The sequence below is a fragment of the Kineococcus sp. AC630 genome (assembly GCF_979255925.1).
In genome coordinates, this window is the sequence record NZ_CEEDMJ010000001.1 from 352,672 (window position 1) to 370,990 (window position 18,319).

The following is an 18,319-nucleotide window of genomic DNA, read 5'->3' on the forward strand; positions in this document are numbered from 1 at the left end:
CGGTCGTCCGCGCGCACTGCGGGATGACCGTGCGGTTGTCAGCCTCTGCCGTGAGAAGCCGCTGCTCCATAGGGTGCGGTGTCGTGACGGACCAGAACAGCGCCGCAGACGTCTTCGATGACAAGGCCGCGGCCTGGGCCACGTGGCAGGCCGAGCCCTGGGGTCGACTGCGCTATGAACTCGTCGCCCACACCCTCACCCGAGTCCTCCCCGGGCGGTCGGGGCCCCTGCGGGTGATCGATGTCGGCGGTGGTGACGGGGCCGACAGCATCCCGCTGGCCCGCGCCGGACACCAGGTGACGATCGTGGACTACGCCGGGGAACTGCTGAAGGTCGCCGATGCGGTCGCCGCAGCGGAAGGGCTCAGCGCCTCGGTCCGTACCGTCTGCGCAGATCTGGACGATCTGGAGGAGCTGCAGCTGGGCGGCGTCGGCGTGGGCGGGGCCTTCGACGTCGTGCTGTGTCACAACGTGATCCACTACCGCCGCGACGTTGCGGGCACCGTGCAGCAACTGGTGCGGCTCCTGCGACCTGGCGGCATCGTCTCGGTCATGGCTCCGAACCCGGCGATGGACGTGCTCTCCGCTGCGGTGCGGCGCAGCGACCTCCAGGCGGCGTTGGACGTCCTGGACGCCGAGACCGTGCACGGGCAGACCTTCGACCACCCCATGCGTCGGGTGGAGTCGAGCACGGTGGAGGCGGCGTTGGTCGGGGCGGGGTGTCAGGTGGAGCACCGCTTCGGCATCCGTTGCGTCATGGACCTCCTGGTCGATGACGACCTCAAGCGCAACCAGGACTTCTACGCACGGTTGGCGCGGTTGGAGCGGGTGGTGTGTGAGCGGGAGCCGTTCTGGCGCCTGGGGCGGTTCTGGCAGGTGACGGCCCGGCGGAGGTTTGACCTTGTTCAGGGCTCGTCCTGACTCGCGCGGCCGGCGGAATGACCGTGCGCTCCGCGCGCACCGCGGGATGACCGGTAGGTCTCAGACGGCGACTACTTCCTGCTCAGTCCGCTGAGCACGACGGCGAGGATCAAGCACACCGCGGCGATTGCACGAGTGGATGAAGCCCAACGATGTCTCCCCAACCCCGCACGATTGTTCCACCCTCCGACTTGTCGACCGTCTTCACGATCCTGACAGAGGCGACGTGCGGCCGGGCGCTACTGATCCGACAAGGGTCATCGGCAGATGCGTGAAGTCGATGGCCGCCTGCCCGCGCGGACGGCGGGATGACCGTGCGTTCCTTCGGCAGTTCGACGGGCTGAGCGTCATGGCTGCCTTCGGCTGTGCCGCCGTTCTCGGAACGCCTTCCACGCTCGACTGACTCGCGGGGAGACGATGAAGTACCAGAGAGCGAAGGCTCCGCCGCGGATGACGGTGTGGACCCGGTGAGGCCAGCCGAGCGAGTCACCGATCGCGCCGATGACGGCGAGGCTGAACGCGTAGACCAGGAGTGCGAGGGTGAGCCACAACCACAAGGGCATCGACCTGCGACGACTGGCTGCGGGGTCGGACACGGCCTGACGTTCCCACGGGGTGGGAGTGAGCCCGCTGTCGTTGCCCAGCTTTGCACCCACATGCCGCACTCCTTTTGATCACGTAGGTAGCGGGATGACCGACCATGCGTCTCGCGTCGCGACGTGAGACGAGCTCACCAGCTTCGTCCAGACGACGTGAAGCGACTGAAGCACTCGAGGCGCGAGGGAGTCAGGCGGAGGTGGGCGTCGTGGTCGAGGGCCAGGCGCGCAACGCCCGCGTGACGGCCGTCTGCAGTTCCAGGGTGTCGGCGCCGTCGCGGGCTCGTGCTTCGAGACCGGCCAGGATCGTGTCGAGGTAGGCGCCCAGTTCGTCGGCCTCCTCGTGGGAGGTCAGCTCACCGGTCTCGACCGCGCGGTGGAGTCGCCGGGCGATGGCCTCCCGCGTCGCCGCGCGTCGGCTCGCGAGCAACGGCTCGCCCATGACCAGGCAGCCTGGCGGGGTGCCGACGGCGGTGAACGCGTCGACTGCGGTGCGCAGGACCGCCTCGACGGCTGCGCGGGCCGTGGGAGCCGCCAGGTCCTGGTTCAGTCGTTCCTCGAGCCTGCCCACGTAGAGCTCGGTGACCTCGTCGAACAGCGCCTGCTTGTCACCGAAGGCGGCGTACAGGCTGGGGGCGGCGATGCCGATGCGCTGGGTCAGGTGCGACACCGTCGTGGCGGCGTAACCCTGCTCCCAGAAGGCGTGCATCGCCTGCTCCAGGGCCACGTCTCGGTCGAAGGTGCGCGGTCTGCCGGCCATCCCATGAGTGTAACGGTCGCTAAAGAACCGTGCTACGGTCAATCTGTAGTGACCACTACAGAACTCGTGAGACGACGGGCTGGACCACCATGACCTACGACGACTTCTCCACCCTGCACATCCACCAGGCCGACGGCGTGGCCTGGGTGACGCTGGACCACGCACCGGTCAACGTCCTGGGCGCCGCCCTGGGAGGCGACCTCAAGCGCTTCGCCGAAACCGTCGCCACCGACGAGAGCGTCCGCGTGATCGTGCTGCAGAGCGCGAACGAGGACTACTTCGTCGCACACGCCGACATGGAGTGGATGCTGGACGCCACCACCCTCGTGGGTCTGGCCGACGAGGGCGGTGACGCCCGGCTGAACCCGCTGCAGCAGCTCAACGAACGCTTCCGCACGCTGCCTCAGGTCACGATCGCCAAGCTGCGCGGGCGCCTGCGCGCCGGTGGTGCGGAACTGGCCATGGCCGCGGACATGCGCTTCGCCGCGGCCGGGCGGACCTGGCTGGCCCAGCCCGAGACCCGGATGGGGATCTTCCCCGGCGGTGGGGGCACCCAGTACCTGAACCGGCTGGTCGGGCGCCCCCGCGCCCTGGAGATCGTCCTGGGCGCCGAGCTCTTCCCCGCCGAGCTGGCCGAGCGCTACGGATGGGTCAACCGCACCCTCGCCGACGACGAGCTCGACGAGTTCGTCGACGCGCTCGCCCGCCGCATCGCGGCGCTGCCCGCCGGCGTGGTCGCTGCGGCCGTGCAGGCGCTGGACGCCGCCGAGGCCAGCGGGGCGGTCCCGCACCTGCACGAGGAGGCGCAGGCGCACGTCCGCGTCTACCCCTCGCCCGAGCACGTGGTGGAACGCATCCGCACGGCGCTGGAGGCAGGGGCGCAGACGTCTGCCGGTGAGCACGACCTCGAGGGACTGCTGGACGCCGTCCCCTACCCCGCCACGGCGTGATCGGCAGGCCCCGGGCCCTCTCGGCTCGGGGCCTTCATCGTCCCTGCGTCGATCGCCCGAAGCGGTACACCCTCATCGGTGCCCGGTCGCCCAAGGGATCCGCCCGTGGCGACAACGCCCCTCTGCTCACGGTGACGGGCTACCGGCCCGCAGGTCCGAGGAGCCCGGAAACCGTGCTGACCCGGCGTGATCCGTGTCCTACCGTGAGCTCGTGCCTGCTCCCACCCTCACGCCCGAGGTCGTCGCCGCTGCGGCCGCCGTCGCCGCCGACTGGATCGAGTTCCGTCGTCGGCGTCTCGACGTTCCCGGTGTCCAGTTCGCCGTCCGGTTGAACGACGACCTGGTGCACTCCAGCGCCCACGGCCACGCCGACCGCGAGGGTGACGTCGCCCTCACCCCCGAGCACGTGTTCCGGGTGGCCTCGCACTCCAAGACCTTCACCGCGACGGCCGTGCTGCGCCTGGCCGAACAGGGTCGGCTCCGGCTCGACGACGCCCTCGCCACCCACGTGCCGTGGGTCGCCGAGGAGGACGCCGAACTGGCCCGGGCGAGCCTGCGTGAACTCCTCGGCCACGCCGCGGGCCTCACCCGCGACGGCCTCGACGGCGACTTCTGGCAACTGGAGCACGGGTTCCTCGACGTCGACGGGCTGCGGACCGCCGTGCGGTCCGGGGGTTCGGTCATCCCCCGCTCCTCGCGGTTCAAGTACTCCAACATCGGGTACTCCCTGCTGGGCCTCGTCGTCGAGGCGGTGACGGGCACCCCCTACGGCGAGTTCGTCGCGAGCGAACTCGTCGCCCCGCTGGGTCTGACGCGCACGACTCCGGACCTGCCGGCGGCGGGCGACCTCGTGACGGGGTACACCCCCGCCTCGACCGGGCCGCGACGTCCGCTCCCGCACCCCTCGACCGCCGGGATGGCCGCGGCGACCGGTTTCTGCTCCACGGCCGAGGACCTCACGGCGTGGTTCTCCGCGCACCGCCACGGACGCACCGAACTGCTGAGCGAGCACGCCAAACGGCTGGCGCAGCGCGCCGAGTGGCCGACGGAGGGGACCGACCGGTCCTACGGTCTGGGGTTCATCGGGGAGAAGGTCGGTGCACGGCAACTGGTCGGGCACTCCGGCGGGTTCCCCGGCCACATCACGAAGAGCCTCCTGGACCCGGAGTCGGGTCTCGCGGTGAGCGTGCTCACCAACAGCGTCGACGGCCCGGCGTCGGAACTCGCGGTCGGGGTCGTGAAGCTCGTCGACCTGTTCCTCGCCGAGTGGGGAACCGAGGAACCCACCGTCGACCTCGACGCGTTCTGCGGCCGGTGGGCCAACCTGTGGGGCCCGCAGGACGTCGTGCGAGCGGGTTCTGCGCTGATCTCCTTCGACCCCGACACGGTGGACCCCGCGGCGAACCCCGTGACGTTCGACGTCGTCGACGAGCAGACCCTGAAGGTCGTGCGTGACGGCGGTTTCGGGTCGTTCGGGGAGGACTGGACCCTGGGCCGGCGCGCCGACGGCACCCCGACGCTGCGCGGCCACAGCGGCATCACGATGGTGCCGCTGGACCGCTACGCGCCGGTCTGACGCCTCGACGGTGACGTCTCGCGTCAGGCGTCGAGCGAGGCCTCGAGGGTGATCTCGACGCCGGTGAGGGCCTTGGAGACCGGGCAGGTCTCCTTGGCCGCCTGCGCGGTCTTGACGAAGGTGTCGTTGTCGATCCCGCTGACCTCACCGGTGACCTTCAACGCGATGCCGGTCAGCTTGAAACCACCGGCGGCGTCCGGGCCGAGGGAGACGTCGGCGGTGACCTCGAGGCTCTCCGGCGTGCCGCCGGCCTCGGCCAGCAGCGCCGAGAACTGCATGGCGTAGCAGGAGGAGTGGGCGGCGGCGATGAGCTCCTCGGGGCTCGTCGTGCCGCCGGCGTCGTCGGCCGCGCGCTTGGGGAAGGAGACGTCGTAGGTGCCGACCTTGGAGCTGGACAGCTCGACCTGGCCGGAGCCGGTCTCGAGGGTGCCGTTCCAGGCGGTGCGTGCGGTACGGGTGGGCATGGTTCCTCCGCTGTTCGGGACGTCTGGTGCCCTCATCCTCGCCACCCCACCTGCACCCCGCCACCCAGCGCCCGTTCCTCAGGGGGCGGAGACGACGACAGGGCCCGTGGGGAGATCCCCACGGGCCCTGTCGTCAGTCGGTCGTGCGTCGGTCTACGTCAGTCGCGCGGAGCGCTCTCGCGACGCGGACCGCGAGGAGCGCCACCCTGGCCTTCGCGACGGGGACCGCCACGGAAGCCACCCTCACGACGCGGGCCGCGGCGCGGGCCACGAGCACCACCTTCGCGGGTCTCGGTGCGACGGGGCTTGATCACGACGACCTCGCCGGACTCGGCGACGGCGCGGACGGTCTCGTCCCCGGCGTTGACGTTCTCGACGTTCTTGGCCTCGACACCCGCGTCCCGGTGCAGCCAGCCGTAGCGGCGGACCTGGTCGGGCAGAGCGATCGCGAGGACGGTCCCGGTCGCGCCGGCACGCGCGGTGCGGCCGGAGCGGTGCAGGTAGTCCTTGTGGTCGTTCGGCGGGTCGACGTGCACGACGAGGTCCACGTCGTCGACGTGGATGCCGCGGGCGGCGACGTCGGTCGCGACGAGGACGCGGGTCTCCCCGGCCGAGAAGGCGTCGATCGCCTTGGAACGCTGCGACTGGCGCAGGTCCCCGTGGATCGCCTCGGCCGGCGCACCGGCTTCGCGCAGCTGGTCGGCCAGGCGCTGGGCGCCGAGCTTGGTGCGCACGAAGAAGATGGAACGCGCCGGACGCTTGCTGATCTCCGTGAGGATCGAGAGCTTGTCGTGCGGCCGGACCGCGAAGACCCGGTGCTCCATGTGCCCGACGTCGTCGGGGTCGGCCGGCGCGGCGTGGAACGCCGGGTCGGTCAGGAAGTCGTTCACAAGGGCTTCGACACCGCGGTCGAGGGTGGCGGAGAAGAACATCCGCTGCCCGCCGGGCTTGGTGCCCTCGAGGATGGCCCGGACGTTGGGCAGGAAGCCCAGGTCGGCCATGTGGTCGGCCTCGTCGAGGACGGCGATGTCGACCTCGGCGAGGGAGACGGCGTCGCGCTCGATCAGGTCGACGAGTCGACCCGGCGTCGCGATGAGGATGTCGATCCCGCGCTGGAGAGCGGAGATCTGACGGCCGTAGGGGACGCCGCCGACGACCACGGACAGCCGCAGGTCGAGGGAGTCACCGAGAGGACGCAACGCGTCGGCGACCTGCATCGCGAGCTCGCGGGTCGGCACGAGGACCAGACCGCGCGGGGCACCGGTGATGCGAGCCCGCTTCTGCGAGGCGAGACGCGCGAGCATCGGCAGGCCGAACCCGAGGGTCTTGCCGGAACCGGTGCGGGCACGGCCGAGGATGTCGCGGCCGGCGATGCCGTCGGGCAGGGTGCGCGACTGGATCGCGAACGGCGCGGTCATCCCGCGACGCTCGAGCGCCTGCACCAGCTCGTCGGGCAGACCGAGCTCGGCGAAGGTCGACTCGGCGACCTCGATCAGCTCGGCCGCGGTGAGGGCCTGCTCGGTCGCCGACGGGGCGAAGGAACGCGGGCTGCGCGGGGTGCTGTTGCGGCGGTTGCCGCCACCCTGGTAGCCACTGCGGCTGCCGCCACCGGAGGAGAAACCACCGCGGCTGCTGCTGCTGCTGCCCTGGTACCCACCGGAGGACGAGCCGCCACGGCTCTGGTAGCTGCTGCCACCGCCACCCTGGTAGCCGCCCGAACGAGGACGGTCGTCCCGGTCGAAGGAGCGGTCGGAGGACGGGCGGTCCTCCGTGCGGTAGCCACGGGAATCGCGGCGCTGGAACCCGCCCTCGTCAGAACGCGAGGGACGGCTGGAACGGTACGAACGGTCTTCGTACTGGGGCATGGAAGAAGAACTCCACGTGGGCTCGTCGGCCGCACGGCGGTCCGCCCCCAGGGCGCGCGGTAGCGCACAGATGCTGAGGTATGGGACTCAAGCGACCTCGCGGGCGGCTCGCCCGCTGAGATGACGGCATCGACACCGTCCTGAGAAGAGTAACAGGCTTGAGCGCTCAACCCTTCCCGGCGTCACCCCGGCGGCCCCCGGGTGGGATCGTTGCCTCCCCGGGGTCACCAGGTGACCTCGGGGAGGCAACGATCCCGAGGCCGTGCGCCGCAACGGGTTCAGCCGCGCGAGGCCTGGATCGCGGTGAGCGCGATCGTGTAGACGATGTCGTCGACGAGCGCGCCGCGCGAGAGGTCGTTCACGGGCTTGGCCAACCCCTGCAGCATCGGCCCCACCGAGATGACCCCGGCGTTGCGCTGCACCGCCTTGTACGTCGTGTTGCCCGTGTTCAGGTCGGGGAAGACGAACACGGTGGCGCGGCCGGCGACGGGTGAGTTCGGCGCCTTCGAGGCCGCGACGGAGGCGACGGCGGCGGCGTCGTACTGCAGCGGCCCGTCGATGATGAGGTCGGGTTCGCGCTCGCGGGCGATGCGGGTCGCCTCGGCCACCTTGTCCACGCTGGAGCCGGAGCCCGAGGAGCCGGTGGAGAACGAGATCATCGCGACCCGGGGTTCGATCCCGAACGCGCGCGCCGACGCCGCGGACTGCAGGGCGATGTCGGCCAGGTCCTCGGCCCCGGGGTCGGGGTTCACCGCGCAGTCGCCGTAGATGACGACGTCGTCGGGCAGGCACATGAAGAACACGCTGGACACCAGCCGGGCCCCCGGTTTCGTCCGGATGATCTGCAGCGCAGGGCGAACCGTCGCGGCGGTGGTGTGCACGGCGCCGGCGACGAGACCGTCGACGGCCCCCGCCTGCAGCATCGCCGTCCCCAGCCAGATCGGGTCGGCGAGGGAATCGCGGGCGACGTCGACGGTCATGCCCTTGTGCTTGCGGGCCTCGACGAGCACGTCGACGTAGGTCTCGACCAGACCGGCCGGGTCGAGCACCTCGACCCCGTCGGGGATCGTCAGCCCCAGCCCGGCCGCCACCGAGGCGACCTCGTCGGGGTCGGCCAGCAGCACGGGTCGGGCGATCCCGCGCTGCGCGCAGATCACCGCGGCCTGGATCGTGCGCGGTTCGGCGCCCTCGGGCAGGACGATCCGCTGCCGGCGTTCGGCGGCCAGCGTGGTGAGGCGCCGCCGGAAGGCCGCGGGCGAGAGGCGCGGGGTGTGCGAGGAGGTCGGCAGCTTGGCCAGCCAGCCCGGGTCGAGGGCGTCGGCGACGGTCGAGGAGACGGCGAGCGCCCGTTCGGCGTCGTCGGCGGGCACCTCGGGGTCGAGCCGGTTGACGGCCGTGGCCGTGGCGTAGGTGGAGCGGTCGGAGCGCAGGATGGGCAGCCCGGTGGCGGCCGCGGCCGCGGTGAGCTCCTGCACGCGGGGGTCCATGCCGACGCCGGCGGTCAGCAGCAGACCGGCGAGGCGGTTGCCGTTGAGCGCGGCGAGGCAGGTGGCCATGACGACGTCGTGACGGTCGCCGGGGACGAGGATGAGGCGCCCCTCGCGCAGCAGCGGGAGCATCCCCGGGACGGCCTGCGCCGCGACGACGACCTCCTTGATGCGCCGGCCCTGGTCGCCGTGGGTGAGCACCTCGACGTCGAGGTCGTGGACGAGGTCGCGCACCCGCGCCCAGGTGAGGTCACCGCGGAAGGGCACGGCCCCGACGAGGGGGATCTCGTGGTGCTCCAGCGCGCCGCGCAGCGCGGAGATCCGGGCCACGGCGGTCTCGGGGTCCTCGGGGACGGGCCAGCGCGAGACGACCCCGCCGATGACCCGCAGCGCCTCCCCCGTCCGGTAGGTGCCGGCGGTGACGGCCATGTCCTCGGCGATGCGTTCGGGGGCGCCGGGGTCGGTGCCGTCGGGGCCGGCGGACCCGACGAGCAGCACGTCGGCGTCCAGGGCGGTCGCGAGCGCCTGGTTGACCCGGCCGGAGAACACCTGGTCGGCGGAGGGGGCGAGGCCTTCGACGACGACGACGTCGTGGGCGGCGAGGACCTTCTCGGCCGCGGCGACGACCTCTTCCATCAGGTCGTCGATGTCGCCGCGCGAGAGGCGTTCGACGACGCGGGAGGCCGGGATGGGTTCGGAGGGGTCCAGCGTGGTGGTGAGCCGGACGAGCGCGACGGAACGGTCGGCCTCGGACCCGCGAGTCGGCTGGGCGAGCGGCTTGTGGAACCCGACGGCGACCCCGCGGGCGTCGAGGGCCCGGACCAGGCCGAGGCAGGTCGAGGTGAGGCCGGCACCGTGGCCGGTGGGGACGACGAGCAGCACGCGGGCCATGGCTTCACCTTCCCCCACGCGGCCCCGGGGGGCGACGGCAGCCCCTGCGGGGGTCAGCGGTGCTCGACGAGGGCGACCGTGTCCCGCGCGATGAGCAGCTCCTCGTCCGTGGGGACGACCATGGCCAGCGGTCCTCCGCCGGGGACGGTGATGCACCCGGTCGGGGTGGCGGAGCGGCCGTGCCCGTCGTTGGCGGCGGGGTCCTCGACGAGCCCGAGGTGGGCGAGCTTGGCCAGCAGCATCGAGCGGATGTTCTTGGCGTTCTCGCCGATCCCTCCGGTCAGGACGAGGGCGTCCAGCCCGCCCAGGGACACCGTCAGCGCGGCGATGTGCTTGGCCGCCCGGTGCACGAAGACCTCCAGGGCCAGCTTGGCCCCGGCGTGGCCTTCCGCGGCCTTGCCGGACAGCGTCCGGACGTCGTTGGAGAGCCCCGACAGCGCCAGCAGCCCGGAGTTCGAGTTCAGCTGCTTCACCACCTCGGTGACGCTCGTCCCGGTCCGGGCGACGACGAGTTCGACGACCGCCGGGTCGACGTCGCCCGAGCGGGTGCCCATCACCAGGCCTTCCAGCGGGGTGAGGCCCATGGTGGTGTCGACGGATCGTCCGTCGAGGACAGCCGTTGCGCTGCAGCCGTTGCCGAGGTGAGCGACCACGAGCTTGAGCCCGCGCGGGTCCCGGCCGGAGGCCTGCAGCAGCTCGGTGGCGCGCTGGCTGACGTAGCGGTGGCTGGTCCCGTGCATGCCGTAGCGGCGGACGCCGAACTCCTCGTACCACTGCGTCGGCACGGCGTAGCGGTAGTTCGCCTCGGGCATCGTCTGGTGGAAGGCGGTGTCGAAGACGGCGACGTGCTCGAGGTCGGGCAGGACGGCCCGGGCGGCTTCGATGCCGGAGGCGTTGGCCGGGTTGTGCAGGGGGGCGAGGGCCGACAGTTCGTGGATCTGCGCGAGGACCCGGTCGTCGACGCGGACGGAACCGCGGAACACGGCACCGCCCTGGACGACGCGGTGCCCGACGCCGAGCAGCGGCGGCAGGTCGAGGTCGAGCAGGCGCTGCAGGACGTGCGCGAGGGCGCCGCGGTGGGTGGTGGCGGCCGGGGTGATCGTGCGGGTCCCGGCGGCGGTGGTCATGTGGACCACGGCGTCCGGGGACCCGATCCGCTCCCCGAGGCAGCTGAGCGCCCGCTCCCCCGTCACCGGGTCCACGAGCGCCAGCTTCACCGAGGAACTGCCGCAGTTCACGACGACGACGGAACCCTGGCTGGTCGACACGCTGATCTCCTCACGGTGCTCGTCCCGCCCGTGCGGAACCCCGGATCGACCCTCTCACGCAGCGGGCCAGCCCTCACGGGCGTGGGCGGTCTCCCAGAACATCCATTCGTAGCGCGTCGCGGTCGCGAACGCCTCGTGCATCGCCTCGACGTCACCCGGGGCGGCGAGCGCGGCCTCGTCGACGAACCGCCGGGCCCGCTCCACCGCGAGGTGGAACTCCGGGGCGTCGTAGGCCGCGACCCACCGCGCGTAGGGGTGGTCGGCGACGAGGTCCGCGTGGGCGGCCAGTCGTCGCCCGGCGTCGGCGTAGATCCAGAAGCAGGGCAGCACCGCGGCGGCGGCGACGGCGTAGGGGGCGGTCGCCGCGGCGGCGACGAGGTAGGAGACGTAGCCGAGCGTCGTCGGGGACGCGAGGGCCGGTCCCGTCGGCTCCGGCAACCGGCCGCCGGCGAGGAGGTCGGCGTGCAGGGACACCTCGACGCTCGCGGCGCCGTGCGCGGAACCGGCCCAGAACCCCGCGCTCTCGGGTCCCGGCGCGCGGGCCGCGAGCAGGGACAGCGCCCGGGCGTAGCCGGCGAGGTAGATCGTGTCCTGTTCCAGGTAGTGCCGGAACGTCGCGGGGTCCAGCGACCCGGCGCCGAGTTCGGCGAGGAACGCGGAGTTCTCGACCGCCGTGCGCAGGCCGGCGGTGCGGGTCCAGGTGTCGTCAGTGAAGCTCACGAGCGGTCCTCCCTGAGGGCGTGGGCGTGGTCCAGCGGTCCGTGCCCGGACCCGACGTCGAGGCGGGCTCCCGCGAGGAGAGCGGCCTGCAGGTAGTCGCGGGCGGGTTCCACGAGGACGCCCCAGCCGGTTCCGGGGTGCAGCGCGGCCTGGGCGGCTAGCGCCGAGGACAGCGTGCAGCCGGTGCCGTGGGTGGCGGTGGTGTCGACCCGGTCGCGCCGGACGAGCACGGTGGTCTCGGGGCTCGCGAGCACGTCGACGCTGGCCTGCCCGCTGAGGTGCCCCCCCTTGAGCAGGACGGCGGTGCCGCTGCGCCGCGCCAGTTCCTCCGCCTGGTCCCGGCACTGCGCCACGGAGGTCGCGGCGTCCACGCCCAGCAGGGCCGCGGCCTCGGGGACGTTGGGGGTGACGAGGTCGGCCAGCGGCAGCAGCACGTCGCGCACCGCCGCGACGGCGTCGGGGTCGAGCAGCGCGTCGCCGCTGGTCGCGACCATGACGGGGTCGAGGACGACCGGTCCGAGCGCGCGGGAACCGAGCACCTCGGCGACGGCGAGGACGACGTCGGCCCCCGCGAGCATCCCGATCTTGGTCGCGTGCACGGTGATGTCGTCCAGGACGGTGTCCAGCTGCAGGCGGACGAACTCGGCGGGGACCGCGAGGATCCCCCGCACCCCGTGGGTGTTCTGCGCCGTCAGCGCGGTGACGACGCTCGCCCCGTAGACCCCGTGCGCGGCGAACGTCTTGAGGTCCGCCTGGATCCCCGCTCCCCCGCCGGAGTCGCTGCCCGCGATGGTGAGGGCGACGCGGACGCGAGGGGCAACGGCTGCGCTCACGATCCCCACCGGGTCCGCAACGACCGGGCGGCGCCCTCGGGGTCCTCGGCGGCGCAGACCTCGGACACGACGCAGAAACCCGCGATCCCCGTGCCGTGCAGCAAGTCGAGGTTTTCGGGGTGGATCCCGCCGATCGCGACGCAGGGCACGGGAGAAGCCCCCACCACGGTCGCGAGACCCTCAGGACCGAGCGGCGCGGCGGCGTCGGGTTTCGTCGGGGTCGCCCAGACCGGCCCGACCCCGAGGTAGTCCACGACGGCCGGGTCGATCGCGGCGACCTCCGCGACCGTCGAGACCGACAACCCGAGCAGCATCCCGGGGGCGATCCGCCGGACGTCCTCGACCGGCAGGTCGGACTGCCCGAGGTGGACCCCGTCGACGCCCGCGATGAGGGCGATGTCGACGGCGTCGTTGACGAACAACGGGACACCGCTGCCTCGCAACGCCTCCTGCACGGCCAGCACGAGCGCGAGGCGTTCGCGGTCCCCACCGTCCTTGGCCCGCACCTGCACGGCGGTCACCCCGCCGGCGACGGCCGCGCGGACCACCGCGGGAACTCCGCGGGGTCCACACTGGGCGGTGTCGGTGACGAGGTAGAGCGTGGGGTCGAAACCCCGTCTCACGCGATCCGCCCGGAGCGCGCGAGGTCGTCGCGGAGGACGGCGGCGTCGACGGCGTCGAGTTCGTCCAGCCAGCGGATCGCGAAGGTCCCCGGCCCGACCCCCTGCGCAGCAGCGCGTTCCGCGGCGACGGCGACGTGGACGTGGGCGGCGACGGCCGCGACCAGGGGGTCCTCGGCGACGGCGGCGTAGGCGGCGACGAGGGCCCCGAGGGAACACCCGGCCCCGGTCGTGCGGGTCAGGAGCGGGTGGCCACCGCTCACCCGGACCGTGCGTCCACCCTGGACGACGACGTCGACGATCCCGGAGACCGCCACGGCTCCCCCGGTGCGCTCGGCGATCTCGCGGGCGGCCACCAGGGCCTCCTCGACGCCGTCGGTGGAGTCGACCCCGCGACCGCCGGCTCCCGCGCCGGCCAACCCGAGGACCTCGGAGGCGTTGCCCCGCACCACGGTCGGGGCGTGCTGGAGCAGCTCGCGGGCGACGCGGGTGCGGAACTCCAGCCCACCCACGGCGACGGGATCGAGGACCCAGGGGGTTCCGTTCCGGTGGGCGGACTCCGCCGCCAGCGACATCGCCCGGGCCTTCTCGTCGTCGAGGGTGCCGACGTTGACGAGCACGGCGGAGGCGAGCTGTGCGAACGCCGCCGACTCGTGGACGTTGTCCACCATGGCCGGGGAGGCACCGGCCGCCAGCAGGACGTTCGCGGTGATCGTCTGCACGACGGAGTTCGTGAGGCACTGCACGAGCGGGGCGCGCTCGCTCAGCGCGGCGCGCGCCGCCACGATCTGCTCGGGACGGACGTGCTCTGGTGCAACGGCGGTCATGGCCGCGACATCCCTTCGTCAGCATTACCTGCGTCAGGTTCGACGGGTGTGTTCTCAGCTCCGTGATCTGCGCGGAGCACCCCGTGTCGCGGCCGACAGTAGCACCGTCAGCGCTGGGTCAGCTCTCCCCGCCGGCCCGCGCCTGCGCCCACAGGTCGACGCCGGAGTCGACGGCGAACTCGTCGATGGCCTTCAGCTCCTCGTCGCTGAACTCGAGGTTCGACACGGCGGCGACGTTGTCCTCGACCTGCTGGACGGAACTCGCTCCGATGAGCGTCGTCGTGACGCGACGGTCGCGCAGCACCCAGGCCAGCGCGAGCTGCGCGAGGGTCTGACCACGACCGTCGGCGATCTCCTGCAGGCCGCGGATGCGGGCCAGGGTGTCGCCGCCCAGGATCGAGGGATCGAGGGACTTCCCCTGCGCCGCACGGGAGTCCTCGGGGATGCCGTTGAGGTAGCGGTTGGTCAGCAGACCCTGCGCCAACGCGGTGAACGGGATGCAGCCGACCCCCTCCGCCTCGAGGACGTCGAGCAACCCGGACTCGATCCAGCGGTTGAACATCGAGTACGAGGGCTGGTGGATCAGCAGCGGGGTCCCGAGGTCACGCAGGATCCGCGAGGCCTGCAGAGTGCGCTCGGGGCCGTAGGAGGAGATCCCGACGTGGAGCGCCTTGCCGGAGCGGACGATGGCGTCGAGCGCCCCCATCGTCTCCTCGAGCGGGGTGTCCGGGTCCGGACGGTGGTGGTAGAAGACGTCGACGTAGTCGAGGCCCATCCGCTGCAGCGACCGGTCCAGCGACGCCGTGAGGTACTTGCGGGAACCGTGGTCGCCGTAGGGGCCGGGCCACATGTCCCAGCCGGCCTTGGAGGAGATCACCAGTTCGTCGCGGTAGGGCTTGAAGTCCTCCGCGAAGAGCCGGCCGAAGTTCGTCTCCGCCGAGCCGTAGGGCGGGCCGTAGTTGTTGGCGAGGTCGAAGTGGGTGATCCCCAGGTCGAAGGCGCGGCGGGCGATGTCGCGCTGGGTCTGGAACGGCTTGTCGTCGCCGAAGTTGTGCCAGAACCCCAGCGAGAGGGCCGGCAGTTCGATCCCGCTGCGGCCGCAGCGGCGGAAGGGCATGGACTCGTAGCGTCCAGCGTCTGCGGTGTACGTCACCCGCCGATCCTGCCACGACCACCCCGCAGGAGGTACTGCCGGGCGAGCACGTCGGGCCTCCCTGCGAGACTGGTCCCGTGAGCCCGCCGCCCGCCCGGACGTCCCGCCTCGCGCAGCGCGCGGGGAGTCCGCGGGGAGCTCGCGCGCTGGTCCTGGACGAGCTGCGCCGCCGCATCGTCGGACTGGAGTACCCGCCGGGCACCCCGTTGTCCGAGAACGAACTCGCGGCCGCGCTGGGGGTCAGCCGGACCCCGGTGCGCGAGAGCCTCATCCTCCTCGTGGAGGACGGTCTGGTGAACGTCGTGCCCCAGGTCGGGACGTTCGTCTCCCCCCTGCGCGAGAGCGACATCGCCACGGCGCAGTTCGTTCGCGAGGCCCTCGAACTGGCCTCGCTGGAACAGGCGGTCCCGCAGGTGGGCGAGGACGACGTCGAGGACCTGCGCCGGTCCCTGGTCGACCAGCGCCGCGCGGCGGCCCGGGGCGAGCACGACCGGTTCTTCGCCCTGGACGAGGAGTTCCACCTGCGCCTGCTGGCCGTCTCGGGGCACGCCGCAGCCTGGCGTTCGGTGAGCCGGGCCAAGGTCCACCTGGACCGGGCCCGTCGGTTGTCCCTGCCGCTGCCGGACCAGTTGGACGTGCTGATCGACCAGCACGAGGCCGTCGTGGACGCGGTGGCCGCGCACGACGCGGACGCCGCCGCGACCGCCCTGCGGAGCCACCTGCGCAAGGTGTTCGACGACATCGCCGTCGTCCGGGCCGAGCACCCGGAGTTCTTCTCCGACGACCGCTGAGCCGCGCGGCCCGGGCGGCCGGAGGGCGGGGAGGGCCGCTCACCAGTCGTGGACGGTCCCGTCGAGGCGACGGTTCACCGGCAGGTAGCGGGGTTCGTAGGGGAACCGCGCGGCCGCCGCCTCGTCGAACTCGACGCCGATCCCGGGGACGTCCCCGGGGTGCATGTACCCCTGCGCGAAGGAGTAGGTGGAGCGGAACACCTCCCCCGCGGGATCGCGGTGCCCCATGTACTCCTGGATGCCGAAGTTCGGGATGGCCAGGTCCAGGTGCAGCGCGGCGGCGTGCGCGATCGGCGAGAGGTCACCCGCGCCGTGGGCGCCGGAACGGACGCCGAACAACTCCGCGAGGGCGTACACCTTGCGCAGGTGCGAGATCCCGCCGCTGTGCGACACCGACATCCGGACGTAGTCGATGAGGCGTTCGGTGATGAGGGTCTGGACGTCCCAGATGGAGTTCAGGACCTCCCCCACCGCGAGCGGGGTGGTGGTGTGGGCGCGGATCGTGCGGAACGCCGACTGGTCCTCGGCCGGGGTCGCGTCCTCGATCCAGAACGGCCGGTACGGTTCCAGCGCGCGGCCGAGGCGCGCGGCCTCGATGGGCGTCAACCGGTGGTGGACGTCGTGCAGCAGGTGCACCCCGAACCCGAAGCGTTCCCGGACGGCCTCGAAGACGGTCGGGGCGAAGTCGAGGTAGGCCGAACTCTCCCAGGACCCCTCCTCGGGGCGGTCGGAGTTCGCGGGTTCGTAGATGCGTCCGTCGTGGACGGAGACGCCGTAGGTCTTGGCGACCCCCGGTACCGCGGCCTGGATGCGGACGGCCTTGTAGCCCTGCTCGAGGTACTCGGCGAAGCGGTCGAGGAGTTCGGGGACGTCGTGGCCGTCGGCGTGGCCGTAGACCATGACCCCCGAACGGGAGGCGCCACCGAGGAGTTCGTAGACCGGCAACCCGGCGACCTTGCCCTTGACGTCCCACAGCGCGACGTCGACGGCCGCGATCGCGGTCATGCCGACCGGTCCCCGCCGCCAGTAGGCCCCCTTGTAGAGGTACTGCCAGGTGTCCTCGATGCGGGCCGGGTCCCGGCCGATCAGCAGCGGGCAGACGTGGTCGCGCAGGTAGGACGCGACGGCGAGTTCCCGGCCGTTCAGGGTGGCGTCGCCGACCCCGACGACACCGTCGGAGGTCTCGAGCACGAGCGTGACGTAGTTGCGTCCCGGCGACGAGACGACGACCCGGGCATCGGTGATCTTCATCGGACCCTCCGCGGTGGACTACTGCCACACTAGTGCACCAGTACCTGACGGGCGAGGGTCAGCCGACGTCCACCGCGCTCGCCCCGAGGGTCCCGCTGACGAGGACGCCGGAGTCGGCGACCTGGAACGCGTCGAGGTCGACCTGGGGCGGCACGTCGGACAACGCGATCGACCAGCCGCCGAACCCGGCCGCCTCGAGCAGTCGCTCCGCCCGGCTCAAGGGCACCTCCGCCCCCGCCACCTCGGCGCTCACCGGGTCCAGCGTCACGGACGCGCCGTCGAGTTCCGGACGGACCGTCACGGCCAGCTCCACCCCGAGGGTGAAGACCCGGACCGTCGTCGTCGCCCGGATCGCGTCCCCGGCGCGCGCCAGGGCCACCCGCAGACCACCCGGGGACACCTGCTGCGCGAGGTCGGCGTAGGACACCTGTCCCCGGACGGTGCCGGCCGCCAGGTCGACCGTCCCGGACCCCCCGACGAGGACCCCGAGCGGGACGTCGACCTCGGGGATGCGCACCCGCACGTCGCGCAGCGTCACCTTCCCCGCGGGCATCTGCCCGACGTCGACGGTGACGTCGTCGAAGCGTCCCCGCACCGCCTGCCAGAGGAAGGACCCGCCCGCCACGGTCACCGTGGGGTCGGCGGGCAGGTCGTACGCGGTCCGCAGCTCCCCGGCGAACCGTCCGGTCGCGTAGCTGCGGGCGGCGAGGTCGCCCGCGACGAGGATCACCCCGAGCGCGACGACGGTCACCAGCAGACGGATCAGACGGGAGCGGGCCACCCGCTCACTGTGCCTGACGGCCCTGGACGGGGAGGACGGAGCGGGAAGTCTTCACGGGTCATCGTGGTTGGGAGAGGCATGAGCACTCAGGCCCTGACCCTGGAGACCCACGACGACACCGTCAAGGACGGGATCGTCCTGATCGACTTCTGGGCCGACTGGTGCGGTCCGTGCAAGCAGTTCGCCCCGGTCTTCGAGAAGGCGTCGGAGTCCCACGGGGACATCACCTTCACCAAGGTGGACACCGAGGACCAGCAGCAGCTCGCCGCCCGCTACGGCATCACCTCGATCCCGACGCTCGTCGCCTACCGCGACGGCATCCCGGTGTTCGGACAGCCCGGCGCGCTCCCCGCGCCCGCCCTCGAGCAGCTGATCGAGCAGGTCCGCTCCCTGGACATGGACCAGGTGAAGGAGCAGTACGCCCAGGCCGTGCAGGAGCAGGCCCGCCAGCAGACCCAGGCCGCGCAGCCGTCCCGCGAGGGCGTCCGCGCGGGCACCGACCCGGCGGCCTTCTGACCGCAGACGCTCCACCGTCACCCCGTCCCCCACCAGGGGGGCGGGGTGTT

The 18,319-nt window shown here is 72.3% G+C and carries 17 protein-coding genes and 1 riboswitch; of the genes, 5 read left to right on the top strand and 12 right to left on the bottom strand.

Annotation, left to right across the window (positions count from 1 at the left end; all coding sequences use genetic code 11):
* Positions 1–23: 23 nt before the first annotated feature.
* Positions 24–920, top strand: a complete 897-nt coding sequence (locus AC0I8G_RS01700; protein WP_471728413.1) for a methyltransferase — start codon at positions 24–26, stop codon at positions 918–920.
* Between the two features lie 786 nt (positions 921–1,706).
* Here AC0I8G_RS01700 and AC0I8G_RS01705 read toward each other — a convergent pair.
* Positions 1,707–2,276: a TetR/AcrR family transcriptional regulator gene (locus AC0I8G_RS01705; protein ID WP_471728414.1), complete on the bottom strand. Its 570-nt coding sequence runs from the start codon at positions 2,274–2,276 to the stop codon at positions 1,707–1,709.
* 89 nt (positions 2,277–2,365) lie between these two features.
* On the opposite strand from AC0I8G_RS01705, the gene AC0I8G_RS01710 reads away from it, so the two are divergent.
* Both AC0I8G_RS01710 and AC0I8G_RS01715 read left to right on the top strand, forming a co-directional pair.
* Positions 2,366–3,226 carry an enoyl-CoA hydratase/isomerase family protein gene (locus AC0I8G_RS01710; protein WP_471728415.1) on the top strand — a complete coding sequence of 287 codons (861 nt, stop codon included), beginning with the start codon at positions 2,366–2,368 and terminating at the stop codon, positions 3,224–3,226.
* 211 nt (positions 3,227–3,437) lie between these two features.
* Entirely contained in the window at positions 3,438–4,802 is a 1,365-nt protein-coding gene (locus tag AC0I8G_RS01715) for a serine hydrolase domain-containing protein (protein WP_471728416.1), read from the top strand.
* 23 nt (positions 4,803–4,825) lie between these two features.
* On the opposite strand, the gene AC0I8G_RS01720 is transcribed toward AC0I8G_RS01715, so the two are convergent.
* The 9 genes from AC0I8G_RS01720 to mgrA form a co-directional block, all read right to left on the bottom strand.
* The gene (locus AC0I8G_RS01720; protein WP_380161008.1) at positions 4,826–5,266 is read right to left on the bottom strand and encodes an OsmC family peroxiredoxin; all 441 of its coding nucleotides are present in this window, start codon (positions 5,264–5,266) and stop codon (positions 4,826–4,828) included.
* Between the two features lie 158 nt (positions 5,267–5,424).
* Positions 5,425–7,131: a DEAD/DEAH box helicase gene (locus tag AC0I8G_RS01725; RefSeq protein WP_380260826.1), complete on the bottom strand. Its 1,707-nt coding sequence runs from the start codon at positions 7,129–7,131 to the stop codon at positions 5,425–5,427.
* A gap of 278 nt (positions 7,132–7,409) precedes the next feature.
* The gene (pta, locus tag AC0I8G_RS01730) at positions 7,410–9,509 is read right to left on the bottom strand and encodes a phosphate acetyltransferase (RefSeq protein WP_471728417.1); all 2,100 of its coding nucleotides are present in this window, start codon (positions 9,507–9,509) and stop codon (positions 7,410–7,412) included.
* A gap of 53 nt (positions 9,510–9,562) precedes the next feature.
* The gene (locus AC0I8G_RS01735; RefSeq protein ID WP_471728418.1) at positions 9,563–10,777 is read right to left on the bottom strand and encodes an acetate/propionate family kinase; all 1,215 of its coding nucleotides are present in this window, start codon (positions 10,775–10,777) and stop codon (positions 9,563–9,565) included.
* Between the two features lie 54 nt (positions 10,778–10,831).
* Positions 10,832–11,497 carry a TenA family protein gene (locus tag AC0I8G_RS01740; protein ID WP_471728419.1) on the bottom strand — a complete coding sequence of 222 codons (666 nt, stop codon included), beginning with the start codon at positions 11,495–11,497 and terminating at the stop codon, positions 10,832–10,834.
* Positions 11,494–12,330, bottom strand: coding sequence for a bifunctional hydroxymethylpyrimidine kinase/phosphomethylpyrimidine kinase (gene thiD, locus AC0I8G_RS01745; RefSeq protein ID WP_471728420.1), 837 nt, complete (start codon positions 12,328–12,330; stop codon positions 11,494–11,496). Before thiD ends, AC0I8G_RS01740 begins: the two co-directional genes overlap by 4 nt.
* Positions 12,327–12,953, bottom strand: a complete 627-nt coding sequence (thiE, locus tag AC0I8G_RS01750) for a thiamine phosphate synthase (RefSeq protein ID WP_471728421.1) — start codon at positions 12,951–12,953, stop codon at positions 12,327–12,329. Before thiE ends, thiD begins: the two co-directional genes overlap by 4 nt.
* Positions 12,950–13,777 carry a hydroxyethylthiazole kinase gene (gene thiM, locus AC0I8G_RS01755; RefSeq protein ID WP_471728422.1) on the bottom strand — a complete coding sequence of 276 codons (828 nt, stop codon included), beginning with the start codon at positions 13,775–13,777 and terminating at the stop codon, positions 12,950–12,952. Before thiM ends, thiE begins: the two co-directional genes overlap by 4 nt.
* Positions 13,771–13,871, bottom strand: a riboswitch (TPP riboswitch). Its footprint overlaps the gene before it by 7 nt.
* Before the next feature lie 24 nt (positions 13,872–13,895).
* Entirely contained in the window at positions 13,896–14,930 is a 1,035-nt protein-coding gene (gene mgrA / locus AC0I8G_RS01760) for an L-glyceraldehyde 3-phosphate reductase (RefSeq protein ID WP_471728423.1), read from the bottom strand.
* 77 nt (positions 14,931–15,007) lie between these two features.
* Between mgrA and AC0I8G_RS01765 the strand changes: the two genes are divergently transcribed.
* Entirely contained in the window at positions 15,008–15,721 is a 714-nt protein-coding gene (locus AC0I8G_RS01765) for a GntR family transcriptional regulator (RefSeq protein ID WP_471728424.1), read from the top strand.
* A 39-nt stretch (positions 15,722–15,760) separates the two neighbouring features.
* On the opposite strand, the gene manD is transcribed toward AC0I8G_RS01765, so the two are convergent.
* Positions 15,761–16,972, bottom strand: a complete 1,212-nt coding sequence (gene manD, locus AC0I8G_RS01770) for a D-mannonate dehydratase ManD (RefSeq protein ID WP_471728425.1) — start codon at positions 16,970–16,972, stop codon at positions 15,761–15,763.
* A 58-nt stretch (positions 16,973–17,030) separates the two neighbouring features.
* Positions 17,031–17,753 (bottom strand): LmeA family phospholipid-binding protein, encoded by a 723-nt coding sequence (locus AC0I8G_RS01775; protein WP_471728426.1) that lies wholly within the window; start codon positions 17,751–17,753, stop codon positions 17,031–17,033.
* A gap of 78 nt (positions 17,754–17,831) precedes the next feature.
* On the opposite strand from AC0I8G_RS01775, the gene trxA reads away from it, so the two are divergent.
* Positions 17,832–18,269, top strand: coding sequence for a thioredoxin (gene trxA, locus AC0I8G_RS01780; RefSeq protein WP_328292827.1), 438 nt, complete (start codon positions 17,832–17,834; stop codon positions 18,267–18,269).
* The last annotated feature ends 50 nt before the right edge of the window (positions 18,270–18,319 follow it).

Bases quoted from the DNA above. Each gene is read 5' to 3' on its own strand.
- AC0I8G_RS01700 (WP_471728413.1), top strand. From the start codon at position 24: ATGACCGTGCGGTTGTCAGCCTCTGCCGTGAGAAGCCGCTGCTCCATA.
- AC0I8G_RS01705 (WP_471728414.1), bottom strand. From the start codon at position 2,276: ATGGCCGGCAGACCGCGCACCTTCGACCGAGACGTGGCCCTGGAGCAG.
- AC0I8G_RS01710 (WP_471728415.1), top strand. From the start codon at position 2,366: ATGACCTACGACGACTTCTCCACCCTGCACATCCACCAGGCCGACGGC.
- AC0I8G_RS01720 (WP_380161008.1), bottom strand. From the start codon at position 5,266: ATGCCCACCCGTACCGCACGCACCGCCTGGAACGGCACCCTCGAGACC.
- AC0I8G_RS01725 (WP_380260826.1), bottom strand. From the start codon at position 7,131: ATGCCCCAGTACGAAGACCGTTCGTACCGTTCCAGCCGTCCCTCGCGT.
- pta (WP_471728417.1), bottom strand. From the start codon at position 9,509: ATGGCCCGCGTGCTGCTCGTCGTCCCCACCGGCCACGGTGCCGGCCTC.
- thiM (WP_471728422.1), bottom strand. From the start codon at position 13,777: ATGACCGCCGTTGCACCAGAGCACGTCCGTCCCGAGCAGATCGTGGCG.
- manD (WP_471728425.1), bottom strand. From the start codon at position 16,972: ATGAAGATCACCGATGCCCGGGTCGTCGTCTCGTCGCCGGGACGCAAC.
- trxA (WP_328292827.1), top strand. From the start codon at position 17,832: ATGAGCACTCAGGCCCTGACCCTGGAGACCCACGACGACACCGTCAAG.